The 13,769-nt window shown below is 70.3% G+C and carries 11 protein-coding genes; 8 read left to right on the forward strand and 3 right to left on the reverse strand.

All coding sequences use genetic code 11. The features are described 5' to 3' along the window. Window positions 1-251 precede the first annotated feature (251 nt). The 5 genes from LCH29_RS37255 to LCH29_RS37275 all read left to right on the forward strand — a co-directional run bounded on the left by LCH29_RS37255 (window position 252) and on the right by LCH29_RS37275 (window position 7,352). The gene (locus LCH29_RS37255) at window positions 252-1,718 is read left to right on the forward strand and encodes an MFS transporter (protein ID WP_179935729.1); all 1,467 of its coding nucleotides are present in this window, start codon (window positions 252-254) and stop codon (window positions 1,716-1,718) included. Between the two features lie 334 nt (window positions 1,719-2,052). Continuing rightward, entirely contained in the window at window positions 2,053-3,258 is a 1,206-nt protein-coding gene (gene lhgO / locus LCH29_RS37260; protein WP_446466111.1) for an L-2-hydroxyglutarate oxidase, read from the forward strand. 681 nt (window positions 3,259-3,939) lie between these two features. After that, window positions 3,940-4,761 carry a tRNA (guanosine(46)-N7)-methyltransferase TrmB gene (gene trmB / locus LCH29_RS37265; protein WP_446466112.1) on the forward strand — a complete coding sequence of 274 codons (822 nt, stop codon included), beginning with the start codon at window positions 3,940-3,942 and terminating at the stop codon, window positions 4,759-4,761. A gap of 64 nt (window positions 4,762-4,825) precedes the next feature. Continuing rightward, window positions 4,826-6,415 carry a PrsW family intramembrane metalloprotease gene (locus tag LCH29_RS37270; RefSeq protein WP_446466113.1) on the forward strand — a complete coding sequence of 530 codons (1,590 nt, stop codon included), beginning with the start codon at window positions 4,826-4,828 and terminating at the stop codon, window positions 6,413-6,415. Window positions 6,416-6,494: 79 nt separating this feature from the next. Continuing rightward, the gene (locus LCH29_RS37275; protein WP_446466114.1) at window positions 6,495-7,352 is read left to right on the forward strand and encodes a hypothetical protein; all 858 of its coding nucleotides are present in this window, start codon (window positions 6,495-6,497) and stop codon (window positions 7,350-7,352) included. Here LCH29_RS37275 and LCH29_RS37280 read toward each other — a convergent pair. The 3 genes from LCH29_RS37280 to LCH29_RS37290 form a co-directional block, all read right to left on the reverse strand. Continuing rightward, entirely contained in the window at window positions 7,340-8,197 is an 858-nt protein-coding gene (locus tag LCH29_RS37280; RefSeq protein WP_446466115.1) for an aldo/keto reductase, read from the reverse strand. The genes LCH29_RS37275 and LCH29_RS37280 overlap by 13 nt on opposite strands. Further along, a complete protein-coding gene (locus LCH29_RS37285; RefSeq protein WP_446466116.1) occupies window positions 8,131-9,327 on the reverse strand; it encodes a JmjC domain-containing protein in 1,197 nt (398 codons plus the stop codon). Before LCH29_RS37285 ends, LCH29_RS37280 begins: the two co-directional genes overlap by 67 nt. 85 nt (window positions 9,328-9,412) lie before the next feature. Further along, window positions 9,413-9,580: a hypothetical protein gene (locus LCH29_RS37290; protein ID WP_446466117.1), complete on the reverse strand. Its 168-nt coding sequence runs from the start codon at window positions 9,578-9,580 to the stop codon at window positions 9,413-9,415. Window positions 9,581-9,895: 315 nt separating this feature from the next. Here LCH29_RS37290 and LCH29_RS37295 point away from each other — a divergent pair, with 315 nt between their 5' ends. The 3 genes from LCH29_RS37295 to LCH29_RS37305 all read left to right on the forward strand — a co-directional run bounded on the left by LCH29_RS37295 (window position 9,896) and on the right by LCH29_RS37305 (window position 13,694). Continuing rightward, window positions 9,896-11,239, forward strand: coding sequence for a transcriptional regulator (locus LCH29_RS37295; protein ID WP_446466118.1), 1,344 nt, complete (start codon window positions 9,896-9,898; stop codon window positions 11,237-11,239). Between the two features lie 73 nt (window positions 11,240-11,312). Further along, entirely contained in the window at window positions 11,313-12,485 is a 1,173-nt protein-coding gene (locus LCH29_RS37300; RefSeq protein WP_446466119.1) for a serine hydrolase domain-containing protein, read from the forward strand. A gap of 408 nt (window positions 12,486-12,893) precedes the next feature. Beyond that, window positions 12,894-13,694: a restriction endonuclease gene (locus LCH29_RS37305; RefSeq protein ID WP_446466120.1), complete on the forward strand. Its 801-nt coding sequence runs from the start codon at window positions 12,894-12,896 to the stop codon at window positions 13,692-13,694. Window positions 13,695-13,769 lie beyond the last annotated feature (75 nt).

The following is a 13,769-nucleotide window of genomic DNA, read 5'->3' on the forward strand; positions in this document are numbered from 1 at the left end:
GGATCCAGTACAGCGGGCCGACCCACGCAGGTCCCATCGAAACGTTATCGCCGGGACTGAGACAGAGCGCACACACGGGCGCACAGCCACACACACCGGGAGCACGCGTCACGCCCCGCACGCCCGTTCGTACAAGAATCTCGCCATCCGGGACACCACCTCTTAACGGTCGGGATGCGGCGAACTACGCTGGGTTTACGAATGCCCCGCGCCTATGCCGGGGCGGCCGTCGGTGCTGTCGAGGGGTGCGCATGTCCAGGGAGCCACGCGGGCCGAACGAGAAGCTCGGCACCGTTCTCGCCCTCGCTGGGATCAGCAATGCCGGGCTCGCGCGCAGAGTCAACGACCTCGGCGCCCAGCGTGGCCTGACCCTTCGCTACGACAAGACGTCCGTAGCGCGTTGGGTGTCCAAGGGCATGGTGCCCCAAGGCGCCGCGCCCCATCTGATTGCTGCCGCTATCGGGAGCAAACTCGGCCGCCCCGTCCCACTCCATGAGATCGGCCTCGCCGACGCCGATCCGGCCCCCGAGGTCGGACTCGCGTTCCCGCGCGACATCGGCCAGGCCGTCCGCTCCGCGACCGAGCTGTACCGGCTTGATCTCGCGGGTCGGCGTGGCGGGGTGGGTATTTGGCAGAGCCTCGCCGGGTCCTTCGCGGTCAGCGCGTACGCCACGCCCGCCTCCCGCTGGCTCATATCCCCGGCCGACACCTCGGTCGCGCGCGGGCCCGAGGACGCCGAGGACGCGGCCGCCGGTGCGGGCGCGAGCGGTACGGGCGGCAGCGGTGCCGACGCCTTACCGCAGCGCGTCGGCCACAGCGACGTCACCAAGCTGCGCGAGGCCGCCGAGGACGCGCGCCGCTGGGACTCCAAGTACGGCGGCGGCGACTGGCGTTCCTCCATGGTCCCCGAATGCCTCCGGGTCGACGCGGCACCGCTACTGCTCGGCTCGTACAGCGACGAGGTCGGCCGCTCCCTCTTCGGCGCCACCGCCGAACTGACCCGGCTCGCGGGCTGGATGGCCTTCGACACCGGCCAGCAGGAGGCCGCACAGCGCTACTACATCCAGGCGCTGCGCCTCGCCCGCGCCGCCGCCGACGTCCCGCTCGGCGGCTACGTACTGGCGTCGATGAGCCTCCAGGCCACCTACCGCGGCTTCGCCGACGAGGGCGTGGACCTCGCCCAGGCCGCCCTGGAGCGCAACCGCGGCCTGGCCACCGCCCGCACCATGAGCTTCTTCCGGCTGGTCGAGGCGCGCGCCCAGGCCAAGTCCGGGGACGGCCCGGCCTGCGGGGCGGCGCTGAAGTCCGCCGAGGGCTGGCTGGAGCGGTCCCGGGCGGGCGACCCCGACCCGTCCTGGCTCGACTTCTACAGCCACGAGCGGTTCGCCGCCGACGCCGCCGAGTGCTACCGCGACCTGCGGCTGCCGCGCCAGGTGCGGCGCTTCACCGAGCAGGCGCTGGCCCGGCCGACGGAGGAGTTCGTACGGTCCCACGGGCTGCGGCTCGTCGTCTCCGCCGTGGCCGAACTGGAGTCCGGCAACCTGGACGCGGCGTGCGCGGCGGGCGCCCGGGCCGTGGAGGTCGCCAACCGCATCTCTTCCGCACGTACCACGGAGTACGTACGCGATCTGATGCACCGGCTGGAGGCGTACCGGGACGAACCGCGGGTGGCCGAGCTGCGGGAGCGGGCCCGGCCGCTGCTGGTGGCGCCGGCGTGAGGGGCTCACCGTGGTGACGGCCGGGCGTCGGGCCCGGTACCGGGTGTCGGGCCCGGCATCGGGTGTCGGGCCCGGCATCGGGTGTCGGGCCCGGCATCGGTGACGGCTCGGTATCGGTGACGGCCCGTTATCCGTGACGGCTCTCGGTATCGGTGACGGCCTGGTGTCGGTGACCCTGGCGTGAGCTTCGGGCAAAGCCCGCGTGATCTTCACGCACCCGTCCGGATCCCAGGCGCCGCATGGGTTTCGGGCCGCTGTCAGTGGCGCAGGTCATGATAGGGATCGACGGTGGGGCGACCGGACGGTTGTGGTGGCGCGTGGGGAGGTGCATGGCGTGGCGGCGGTGGACTGCGACGTGCTGGTGATCGGGGGCGGGATCGTCGGCATGTCGACGGCGTATGCGATCACGCGCGCCGCGCCCGGCACCCGCGTGACCGTGCTGGAGAAGGAGGCGGGCCCGGCCCGCCACCAGACCGGGCGGAACAGCGGAGTGATCCACAGCGGGATCTACTACCGACCGGGCTCGCTGAAGGCTCGGTTCGCGGTGCGCGGCGCGGCGGAGATGGTGAAGTTCTGCGCGGAGTACGACATCCCCCATGAGGTCACGGGCAAGCTCATCGTCGCCACCGAGCGCTCCGAGCTGCCGCGGCTGCACGCCCTGGTCCAGCGCGGCCGGGAGAACGGGATCCCGGTGCGCGAGCTGGGCCCCGCCCAGATAGCGGAGTACGAGCCGTGGGTGCGCGGGCTCGCCGCGATCCACGTCGGCACGACGGGCGTGTGCGACTTCGGGGCGGTGGCCGCGCAGCTGGCCCGGCTGGCGCGGGACGCGGGAGCGTCCGTGCGGTACGGGGCGGGAGTGACCCGCATCGGCCGGCGCCCCACCGCGGTCGCGGTCCGCACGGCGGACGGCACGGTGCTGCGGGCGCGGGCCCTGGTCAACTGCGCGGGGCTCGAGTGCGACAGCGTGGCGCGGCTGGCGGGCGACGACCCGGGCATGCGGATCGTGCCCTTCCGCGGTGAGTACTTCGAGCTGGCGCCGTCGCGTACGTCGCTGGTCAACGGCCTGGTCTACCCGGTGCCCGACCCCGCGTTCCCGTTCCTCGGCGTCCACCTGACCCGCGGCATCGACGGCGGCGTCCACATCGGGCCCAACGCGGTGCCCGCCCTCGCCCGCGAGGGATACGCCTGGCACACCGTCCGCCCCCGCGAGCTGGCCGGGACGCTGGCGTACCCGGGCTCCTGGCGGATAGCCCGCCGCCACTGGCGGTACGGGGCGGGCGAGCTGCGCCGCTCCCTGTCCAAGCGCGCCTTCACCGACGCCGTCCGCCGACTGCTGCCGGACGTGACGCCCGACGACCTGATAGCCGCCCCGGCCGGGGTGCGCGCCCAGGCGGTGCTGCCGGACGGCACGCTCGTGGACGACTTCCTGATCTCGCAGTCGCCCCGCGTCGTCCACGTCCTCAACGCCCCCTCCCCCGCCGCCACGGCCTCCCTCCCCATCGGCCGCGAGGTGGCCCGGCGAGTCCTGGAGACGCTGTGAGCGGCCTCACGACGGCCGTCGGCCGGTAGGGGTCGGCAAGCCGCTGCTGCTGCCCGTCCGCGTCAGCAACTGGTACGGCGATGACGGCACCGCGGCGGGCGTCGGTATGCGGGCGCGCCAGGCGTCGGCGCCGACAGCCCCGGCCCCTGGCCTCCCGGGGGCAGACCGGCCACGACCGGCGGCCCGCGACCGCCGCGGGGCCGACCGCGATACCGGACCGCGGCTCCACACCGCGGCGCCGACCGGGGGTGCGGGGACAGAGCCCCCGAAGGGGGTCTGGGGCGCACCCAGCCGGGGCGTGCCCGGGGGCACAGCCGGGGGTCTGGGGCGCACCCAGCCGGGGCGTGCCCGGGGGTACAGCCGGGGTCTGGGGCGCAGCCCCAGCCGGGGCGTGCCCGGGGGCACAGCGCCAGCCGAGTCCAGGGTGCGCAGCCCCAGCCGAGGCCCGGGGGCGCAGCCCCCAAAGGGGGCCCGGGGGCGCAGCCCCCGGTTTCGGGAAGGGGCGGGGTGGGGGAAAGACCCCGGCTCAGCCGCCAGCACCTCGCCCTCAGCCCGTACACCACGGGCGGCCCACCACTTGGGGCGTCACGCCGCCCCCGTACGCCCGGGGCCCGCCCACACCGGGGCACCCCAGGCGGGCCCGCCAGTGGGCCCACCCCCGCCCGTAGAATCGGAAGCACTGTGTCCGAGAACTCCACCGCCCCCGATTCCCATGCGGAGCGCGACCGCACCGTGCCCGGCCCCGACGCCGCACCCGCCCGCGACCGCGGTGAGCCGCGGTTCCCCGGCGGGCCCGCCGCCGATCCGGCCGGGTCGCACCATGAGCGCCGCATCCGTTCCTTCCGCCCCCGCCGCGGCCGGGTGACCGTCGGCCAGGGCGAGGCACTGCGCCGCCTGTGGCCGCAGTGGGGGCTGGACATCGACGGGCTGCACCGCATCGACCTCGGCGAGCTCTTCGGCGACCCGGACCTCCCCGTCGTCCTGGAGATCGGCTTCGGCATGGGCGAGGCCACCGCGCAGATGGCCGCCGCCGACCCCGGCACCGGCATCCTCGCCGTCGACGTCCACACCCCCGGCCAGGGCAATCTGCTCGCCCTCGCGGAGCGCGACGGACTGTCCAACGTCCGCGTGGCCAACGGCGACGCGATCATCCTGCTGCGCGAGATGCTGGCGCCCGCCGCCCTCGCCGGGCTGCGCGTCTACTTCCCGGATCCTTGGCCCAAGAAGCGGCACCACAAGCGCCGACTGCTCCAGCCCGAGTTCGTCGAGCTGGCCGCCACCCGGCTGCGCCCCGGCGCGCTGCTGCACTGCGCGACCGACTGGGAGCCGTACGCGGAGCAGATGCTGGAGGTCCTGACCGCCAGCCCGTCGTTCGACAACACCGAGCCCGACGGCGGCTACGCCCCGCGCCCGGACTTCCGTCCGCTCACCAAGTTCGAGTCCCAGGGGCTGGACAAGGGGCATATCGTCCACGACCTGATCTTCCGCCGCAACGAGGCATAACACCCCTACGCACATGGGGATAATCACGCGGTCGGCCACTCCCCCGTTCGTTAGGGTCGGTTGAGTGCATCAGTCCCCGTCCCCCCACCAGCCGCCGGATCCGCCGGTCACGCCGTACGACCAGCAGCCGTGGTTCGACGGCGCGACTGTTCCGGGAGGCTGGCCACCGCACCCGGGGCACCCGGGGCCATGGGGCAGAACGAGCCGTCTCAGCCGCCTGTGGGACAACAAGGCCCTGCGCGCCACCGCGCTCATCGGACTGCTGTCGCTCTCCGGCCTGGTCATCCTGGCGCTCGTACGCGAGCAAACCGGCACCAAGGGCTTCCTGGTGGGCCTCGGCCTCGCCGTACTGCCCGTACCGCTGATCATCTCGGTCTTCCGCTGGCTGGACCGCGTCGACCCGAAACCCTGGCGGAACCTGATCTTCGCCTTCGCCTGGGGCGCATGTGCCGCGACGCTCGTCGCGCTCATCGCGAACGGCTTCGCGACCGAATGGCTCATGACGACCATCGCGGACTCCTCGTCCCCGGGCGGCCGCGCCGACGCCGACACCTGGGGGGCCACCCTCATCGCGCCGTTCGTGGAGGAGAGCGCCAAGGCGGCCGCGGTCCTCCTCCTCTTCGTGTTCCGACGACGCGACTTCAACGGCATCGTGGACGGCGTCGTCGTCGCCGGAATCACGGCCACCGGTTTCGCCTTCACCGAGAACATCCTCTATCTCGGCTCGGCATTCGTCAGCGACCAGGAGTTCGGCTACTCGGGCATCCGGTCCACCACCGCCGCGACGTTCTTCATCCGCGCGGTGATGTCCCCCTTCGCGCACCCCCTGTTCACCGCCATGACCGGCGTCGGCTTCGGCCTGGCCGCCGCGGCCGCCCGGCACCAGCGCGTCCGCCGCGTCCTGCTGCCGATCGCGGCGCTGCTCGCCGCAATGGTCCTCCACGGCCTCTGGAACGGCTCGTCCACCCTCGGCGGCTACGGCTTCATCATCGTCTACGCCGCGTTCATGGTCCCCGTCTTCGGGCTGCTGACCTGGCTCACCATCTGGTCCCGCACCAACGAGCTGCGCACCGTGCGCGAGCAGCTCACCACCTACCAGGCAGCCGGGTGGCTCACCCCGCCCGAACCGATCGCGCTGTCCTCGATGCGCGCCCGCGGCATCGCCCGCGACCTCGCCCGCCGCAGCCAGGGCTCGGCGGCGGCCCGCACGGTCGGCGAGTACATCGCCTCCGCGACCTCCCTCGCCTTCCTCCGCCGCCGCGCGCACCGGGGCACGGCGGGTCCGGACTTCACCACCCGCGAGCGGGAACTCCTCGACCGCCTGTGGGAACGCCGCGAGACCGCCCAGCCGGCCCTGGCCCACGCGGCCCTCTCCCTCCCCCTCCCCTACCCGGGCCCACCCCAGGGCCCGCTCCCCCCGCCGTACTGGCCGACCCCGCCGTACGGGGGCTACGGATACGGCTACCGGGCCCCCGCCCCGGGATACGGCCACGGCCCGGGATACGGCACGCCGGGCCCCGGGTACGGCCCGCCGGGCCCCCAGCCACCCCAAGCCCAACGAACCCCGCACCCGACGTACGCACCCCAGCCACCGTCGGCCTTGCATCCCGCCCCGGTCCCGTACGGCCCCGCAGGACCGCGATCCGACCGGTAGCTTTCCCCATCTTCCCTGGCGACTGCCCCGGTCTCCCGTATCGGGCTGCCCCCTCAGCCTCGCTGCTACGGTCGCGTGTATGACGCTCTCGGTCTCCACGAGTCAGGCTGTTGATCTACGAGTGCAGCCGGTTGACGAGGTTCTTGACCGCGTCGGGCGGTCTCTCCAGGTGCGCTTGCTCAGGGACACGGTGGTGCGCAAACGTCGATCTGTGGGAGCCCGGACGGATCGCGACACCTGGGTCCGGGTCGAGCGGCGTCTCCTGGACAAGATCACCGACCAAGGCTGGAACGGCACCGAGTGTGCCGCCCGTTTGGAAGGCGTCTCTCAGCCGACCTGGCAGGGATGCCTGGTCTGGCGGGAAGCGGACGGGCCGGTGATGTGGCGGGCCGACGAAACCGACCTCCTGCCGGATGCTCCCGTCGGAAGCGCCGTCTTGAGTGAAGTCCCGGAACTGCCAGATGAGTGGTGGGAGGCATTGAACACCTCGCTGGACGCACTGGCGGCTCACAAGACGAGGCGAGTGGCCACGCCGGACACCGACACCGTCACCCAGGAATTGGTCACCGAATCCATCCGAGCTGTCTTCGCCGACGACTTCGATACGACCGTCCAGCGATGGGTACCGGCCCACGCGGACCTGAACTGGGCCAACGTGACGGCTCCGGTCTTCAGCCTCTTCGACTGGGAGGACTGGGGCAACGCACCGCAGGGGCTGGACTCCGCCTCACTGTGGGCGAGCTCGCTTGCCACCCCCGCTCTGGCCGATCGCGTACGGCACGAGCGTCAGCGCGACTTCGAGAGCCGGGACGGCAAGCTGATGACGTTGTTCGTCTGCTCGAAGATCCTCGGGCCGTACGCGCATCCGGAGGACCCTCGGCTGGAACCCGCGCGGCGCATGGCCGAGCAGGTCATCGAGGAGCTTCAGGCAGGCTGATCGCGCAAACGTGTGCGAAGGAGACTTCGGTACTCCTGGATGGTCCGCTCCTCGACCTCCCCGGTCAGGGCACCGACGAGCTCGCCCAGATGGGCCGGTTCATCAGTGCCCACGGCAACGGCGTCGACTCGCGGGAGGTGATAGGCGGCCCGGAAGGCTGCCTGCACGCGGGAGAGACGACCGCTGTCCCGTAGGAACACGCGCGGGTCGATCCTGGCCCATACCGGCGCGCTCGCGCTCCCTCCGAAGGGGCTCATCCCCCACACCGCACCGTCGCGCAGGTTCCATGCCTTGATGAGAGCGTCAGAGGCATCGAGTGTTCTGACTCCGACCAGCAGGCCAGCGCGGACCATGAGGACCGACGGTCTCGGTGAGGTCGGGTCGATCAGGTCCAGCAGCGGTGATGGATCCCAGGAGGCAATGCCCCAGGCGGCACACACCCCTTTCGCCGCAGCGTCGTCGAGGGCGGCGCACGCCCGCGCCAGCACGTCCCGGTCATGAGGGGCGGCCCCGCGGAGCGAGTGTTCCGGGTTGTGCAGGAACACCAGGTCAGGCTCCCGCCCGAGGTCGTCGGCCGCCTGTTCCACAGCCGTACGCAGCCGTACGGGGTTCAGGGAGTGCTCCCCGCCGTTCCTCCCCGGGAAGTACCCGATCTTCGTGGACACCGTGAACATCGGCAGCAGGTCACCGGCTGTCCGCGCCAGAATCCGATGCGAGTGGAAGCCGAGGTAGTTGGTGCTGGTGTCGAGTGCGGTGACACCAAGATCAAGCGCTCCAGTCAGGAGACGGCGTTCGTGACGAGACCGGTGTAGCCCGAGGACAACTCGGGCGTCAGCACCGCGCACAGCTCCTCCTCAACCAGGATTTCGGCGAGCTCCGTCACGTCCGCGCCGACGACGGCCGCGGCCCGCTCCAGCGGGACCGGCCTGCCGCTCAGCAGCAGCCGCAGCGCGGGCAGGGCCTTGGCCGTGAGGGTGAGCTTCTTCCCCGCAGCCACGACCTCGACGGTCTCCCCCTTCTCCACAACGCGGGGAGGGAAGTGGGTGGTGCACACCACGGCGTCGAGCGGCCCGAGAATGTCGAGGTACGGCACGTGACGTGGCAGCGTCGTCTCCTGCTCGTACGCGGTCAGGAAGTCGGTCGGGGAACGCTCGCCGACCAGCGCCGTGGCGGCCTCGATCAGGGCTTCGTTGTCGGGGCCGTGCCGACGGTCCAAGTCGTGCCGGAAGATCTCGCGTTCGCGGCCCCAGTCGGCCAGCCAGGCGAGCCAGCTCGCTCCGGTGCGTTTGGTGATGCCGAACGTGACGTGAAGGCTCTTTCCCGAGCCGCTGCCGGTCCGGGTCGCCTGATGCCAGTGCCCTCGGGGAATGTGCATGACGTCACCGGCCTTCAGGGGCCCGGACCAGAGGATCTCGCCGCTCGGGGTGTCGTTGGGGTCGGCGTCCCGGTACATGGGGACCGCCCGCGAAGTCGAGCGCACCTCCCACTCCTTCTCACCCGCAAGCTGCACGATCACGACATCGTGGTCGTCCCAGTGCAAGGGGAAGCCTGCGGCGTCGTTCGTGGTCAGATACGCGTTGACCTGTACGCGCTCGTGGGACCACCACTGCAACGCCCGGCACGCGGCCTCCATCGTCGGATCGAAGACGTTGGCCTGGTCGAGGATGAGCGTCGCACCTTCCTGCAAGAGCCTCCCGAGGCTGCGCATGTTGACCATGGGGATGCTCTGGCCCCGAGGGCTGACGCTGTCGGTGTAGTAGACGGCCGGGTGCACCTCCTCGCCCTTCTGGAAGCATCGGAACTGCGGGCGGTTGAGGCTCCTGCGCATCGCTATGTCGAGCAGACGGTTCGGGCTCAGGAGGCGGGAGACGAGGGCGAGGTCGTCCATGCTTCCCCGTGCGAAGCCCTTGCCCAGCTCTTCCGCACCGCTCCATCCGAGTGCTGTCTCGATCGCGCTGATCAATCGATGTTCCATCGCTGCGTCCTCCATGGGTTCGACCACGTGATGCGGACGCGGCGGGGCCGGCACGACCAGTCGTATCGGCCCCACCGCTTGGTGCCTACTCGCTGTCGTGCAGGTTGCCGTCGCCGCCCGGCCACGGCGAGTCGCCGGAGCTTCCGGCGTTGTCGGACCGGAGGCTGTCGTACCGATCGTGGACGGCGGTCAGCTCTTCGACCGCCACCAGGAGGCCGCTCCGGACCGGAGGCGGTGTCGCGTGCTCTGCCACCTCGTACTCCTTCCTCTTGGGTTTCTCCCGCCAGGGCTCCGGCGAGAGGTCGTGGCCGCCCCACGACCGTGGGAGTAGTGGGAGTCCGTGGGGCGGCGGTCATGGGGAGGGCAGCGCGGACAGCAGGCGCCGATGTGGGAAGCACGATCTCCGCCCATACACGCTTGGGCTCGTGGACGGCTGGTACTCAGTCAACGGCCCCAGTGCGCACGTCGGAACGTTTCCAGGGGGTTTCTCCTGAGGACGCCCTCCCCGTACGTGGACACGTGAAGTAGCCTCCCCACTACGTCGCGAGGGGATGACGGGAGTGATGACGTGCTTGGTGAGCCGTTAGCAGCCCATCCGCTGAGCTTCGTCCGCCAGTCCCGCGGGTGGGGGAAGGCCGAATTCGCCCGGCTCATGCAGGCTCACGGCAGGTCGCTAGGGCTCCCGTTGGCGACCAACCGGACGACCGTCTGGAAGTGGGAGCAGGGACAGGAGCCGGACGCGGATGCCCAGCGCGTACTCGCCGACCTCCTGCGCGTTCCCTACGAACAGGCGCGCGCGGAAGGATGGCCGCGATGGCTTCCCGTTTGGGAAGTGACAGGGCTTACCGCCCCATGGACCGAGGCCGGCACGGTCGAAGCGTTGTCCGATCTGGTGGGGAGTGGCCGCATGGATCGCCGTGGCTTTCTCACCATCACCGGCACCGCCTTGACCGGACTCGCGGCGAGCTGGGTGGACGCGCCCTCCGCCTTCGCCTCGGCACTCAACGGCGATCGGGTCACCGACACGATGGTCTCGACGATCGAGCAACGCATCAGCACGCTCCGCACGCTCGACGACCAGCTCGGCGGCGCCCGGCTCCTGGAGCAAGCACGTGGCGATCTCGCTCTGGTCACCGGTCTCCTCAGCGCCGGCCGATACACCGACAGGATCCGTGTCCGCCTGTACGCGCTGGCAGCCCGGGTGTCGCATCTGACTGGGTGGATGGCCTACGACGCCGGTCTGCGGTCCGTCGGCCAACGCTATTACGTCGGGGCCCTGCGCAGCGCACGTACCGCAGGGGACGATGCCTTCGGCGCCTTCATCCTCGCGGAGATGGGGGTGCATGTCTCCGAGGCCGGACGCAGCGCCGAGCGGGTCGACCTCATCTCGACCGCCATCGACAACGCTCCCCGCTCGCTGTCACCCTGCACTCAGACCTTCCTCTACCTGCACAAGGCCGAGGCGCTGTCGCGCGACGGGGACCACCGCATGGCGGGCAGGGCGCTCAACCGCGCCGCTTCCCACTGGGAGCACCACGCGGAGGAGGAGAACCCGGACTGGCTCGACTGGTTCACCGAGGCACAACTGAAGTCGACGGAAGGCAAGGTCCTCCTGCGCTCCGGGGAGGTAGAGCGCGCAACGAGTTCCCTGGAGACCTCCGTGAAGAGCGCGGCTCCGCGGGACAAGGCCGTACGGTCCAGCCGCCTGGCTGAGGCACGGCTCGCCGGTGGTGACCTGGAGGGGGCGCTGGACGCCGCCAACTTCGGCGCCCGGCTCCTGGAGGACAGCGTCAGCTCCGTACGGGCTCTGGACCGCTTGAAGGAGTTCTCCGCGGGGCTCGAACCGCACAGGTCCGTCGCCTCTGTCCGTGAGTTCCGCGATCGCCTTCAGGCGCTGCCCGTCGCAGCCTGATAGGTACTGCTCGGGACACCGAGGTCGAGTTCGCCCCACCGGGGAGATCAGCCAAACTGCCAGGATGAGCGGCATGACGACGATCAACGGTGAGGTGGCACCCGGATTCGAACCGGTGCGTGAGGCGTTCAAGGCGAACTTCGTCCGGCACGGGGATATCGGCGCGGCCGTGTGCGTGTACCAGCACGGCCAGCCTGTTGTGGACCTGTGGGGTAGCGTCGCTGATCCCGAAATCGGTCGTCCGTGGACACGGGACACATTGCAACTGGTCTACTCGGCGACCAAGGGAGCCACCACGACCGCGGTGCACATGCTGGCCGAACGCGGCGAGCTGGACCTGGACGCGCCGGTGGCAAAGTACTGGCCGGAGTTCGCCGCGAACGGCAAGGCAGACATTCCCGTGCGCTGGCTCCTGTCCCACCAAGCCGGCTTGGTCGCGCTGGATCAGCCGGTACCGCTGAAGGAGGCGTTGGCCTGGCATCCGATGGCGGCAGCACTGGCCGCTCAGCGCCCCCTGTGGACTCCTGGCACGGCTCACGGGTACCACGGGCGGACCTGGGGCTGGCTGGTCGGCGAGGTGATCCGCCGAGTATCCGGCCGCTCACCGGGCCGCTTCTTCGCCGACGAGATCGCGGCCCCTCTCGGGCTGGACTTCTTCATCGGCTTGCCCGTGGACCAACGCGACCGGGTCAGCCGCATGATGTACCAGCGACCGGAGGTCGACCTCACCACCGTGCCCGCCGAGTCACTCCCCAAGGAACTCCGCGAAATGGTCGCCGCTTGGAAAGACCCGAACTCATTCAGCAACAGGGCGTACGCGGTGACCGATCCACCCGAGATCGACTTCGACTCACCGGAGGTGCAAGCCGCGGAACTCCCGGGCTCCAACGGCATCGGCACGGCCCGCGGACTGGCGCGCATGTACGCCGCGCTGATCGGCGAGGTGGACGGCGTGCGCCTGCTCACCCCGGCAACCCTGGCGTCGGCGACCAAGGAGCAGGCCAGTGGGAAGGACCAGGTGATGCTGATCCCGAGCCGGTTCAGCGCTGGGTACATGCTGTCCGCCGAGACCAACCCCATGACCGGCCCAAACGCCTTCGGCCACACCGGCCGAGGCGGCTCCCTCGGCTTCGCCGACCCGGAGCATGGCCTCGCCTTCGGTTACGTGATGAACAACATCATCAGTGGGGCCGACGATGCGCGTGCGGCTTCATTGGTCGACGCGGTACGAACTTCGCTGGCGTAGGCGGATGGTGCACGGGAACTGGCCCACCCCGCCGTAGGGTGGCTACGGGTACGGGTACGCACCCCGGCCAGAGATACGGGTACGGCTCCCCCAGGCCCCAAACAGCCCGTGCCCAACAGACCCCGGCACCCTACGTACGCCTTCCAACCGTCGCACGCCCGGCAGTCCCCTGCGGGCCCGCGAGGTCAGCTCTAACCCGTCCAGGCAGACAACGCCAGGAGGCGCTGGGCCACGCCTCCCAAGATCATGCGCTTATATGACTAGCGTGTGGGTCGACCTTGATTGACGGATCTTGGGGGACCCATGTGGGACATAGCGCCCGGCGAGCAGCGCAAGCGGACGCAGATTCAGAGCACGTACGGCGGTAGCCCCCAGGGAGGGATCGCCCACTCCAGCTCATCGGCGAATGTGCTGCTGTTCACCAACCCCAAGCGTGGCCACAAAGTCGGCTACTTCGACGGTTGGGGCAAGGACGGCTGCTACCACTACACCGGCGAAGGCCAGAAGGGCGACCAGCAAATGGTCCGGGGAAACCGGGCCATACTCCAGCACGTCCATGACGGGCGCGCGCTACGCCTGTTCGACGCAGTCGCCAGCGGCGTCTACGCATACCTCGGGGAGTTCACCCTCGCGGATCCTCCCTGGTACTACCGGGACGCGCTCGACGCGAACGACGAGTCGCGCAGCGTGATCATGTTTCGTCTCAAGCCGGTCGGTCAGGCGGCCGATCTCGGCGATAGCCTCTCGTTCACACCGCTCAATGAAGACGTGATCGAAGACGTCGAGGTCGAGCAGCATCAGACGGAGCGCACGACCGTCAGCTCGAAGAGCAAGCAACACGAAGCTGAGCGGCGCGAGGCTCCCTTGGTCACGAAGTACCGCGACTACTTGGAGGCGCAAGGCCACACCGTCAAGCGCAAGAAGATCATCCCTGCCGGTGAGGTAAGGGCCCTCTACACCGATCTATTCGATGTCACCGACGACGCTCTCATAGAGGCCAAGGGCAGTGTGAGCCGCGAGGCCGTCCGCATGGCCATAGGGCAGCTGTATGACTATCGGCGCTACATCTCGCCCAAGCCATCTCTCGCTGTCTTGCTGCCCGCGCGGCCCCGACAAGATCTGGTTGACCTGTGCAACATGTCGGGCGCAGCGGTGATCTGGCCCGACGGCGAGGTCTTCGACAGCAGTGCTGCCGACCCCGTGCACTGACGCTCGTCTGCCTGAATGACGAGCAGTTCAAACGCGGTGTCAGTGCCACTTGGTACAACATTCATGCCACAAAGC

It is taken from the genome of Streptomyces sp. BRA346 (assembly GCF_052851135.1).

What these genes read in the sequence shown, in the direction of transcription:
- LCH29_RS37300 (WP_446466119.1), top strand. Translation starts at nt 11,313, where the DNA reads ATGACGACGATCAACGGTGAGGTGGCACCCGGATTCGAACCGGTGCGT.
- LCH29_RS37285 (WP_446466116.1), bottom strand. Translation starts at nt 9,327, where the DNA reads ATGGAACATCGATTGATCAGCGCGATCGAGACAGCACTCGGATGGAGC.
- LCH29_RS37255 (WP_179935729.1), top strand. Translation starts at nt 252, where the DNA reads ATGTCCAGGGAGCCACGCGGGCCGAACGAGAAGCTCGGCACCGTTCTC.
- LCH29_RS37275 (WP_446466114.1), top strand. Translation starts at nt 6,495, where the DNA reads ATGACGCTCTCGGTCTCCACGAGTCAGGCTGTTGATCTACGAGTGCAG.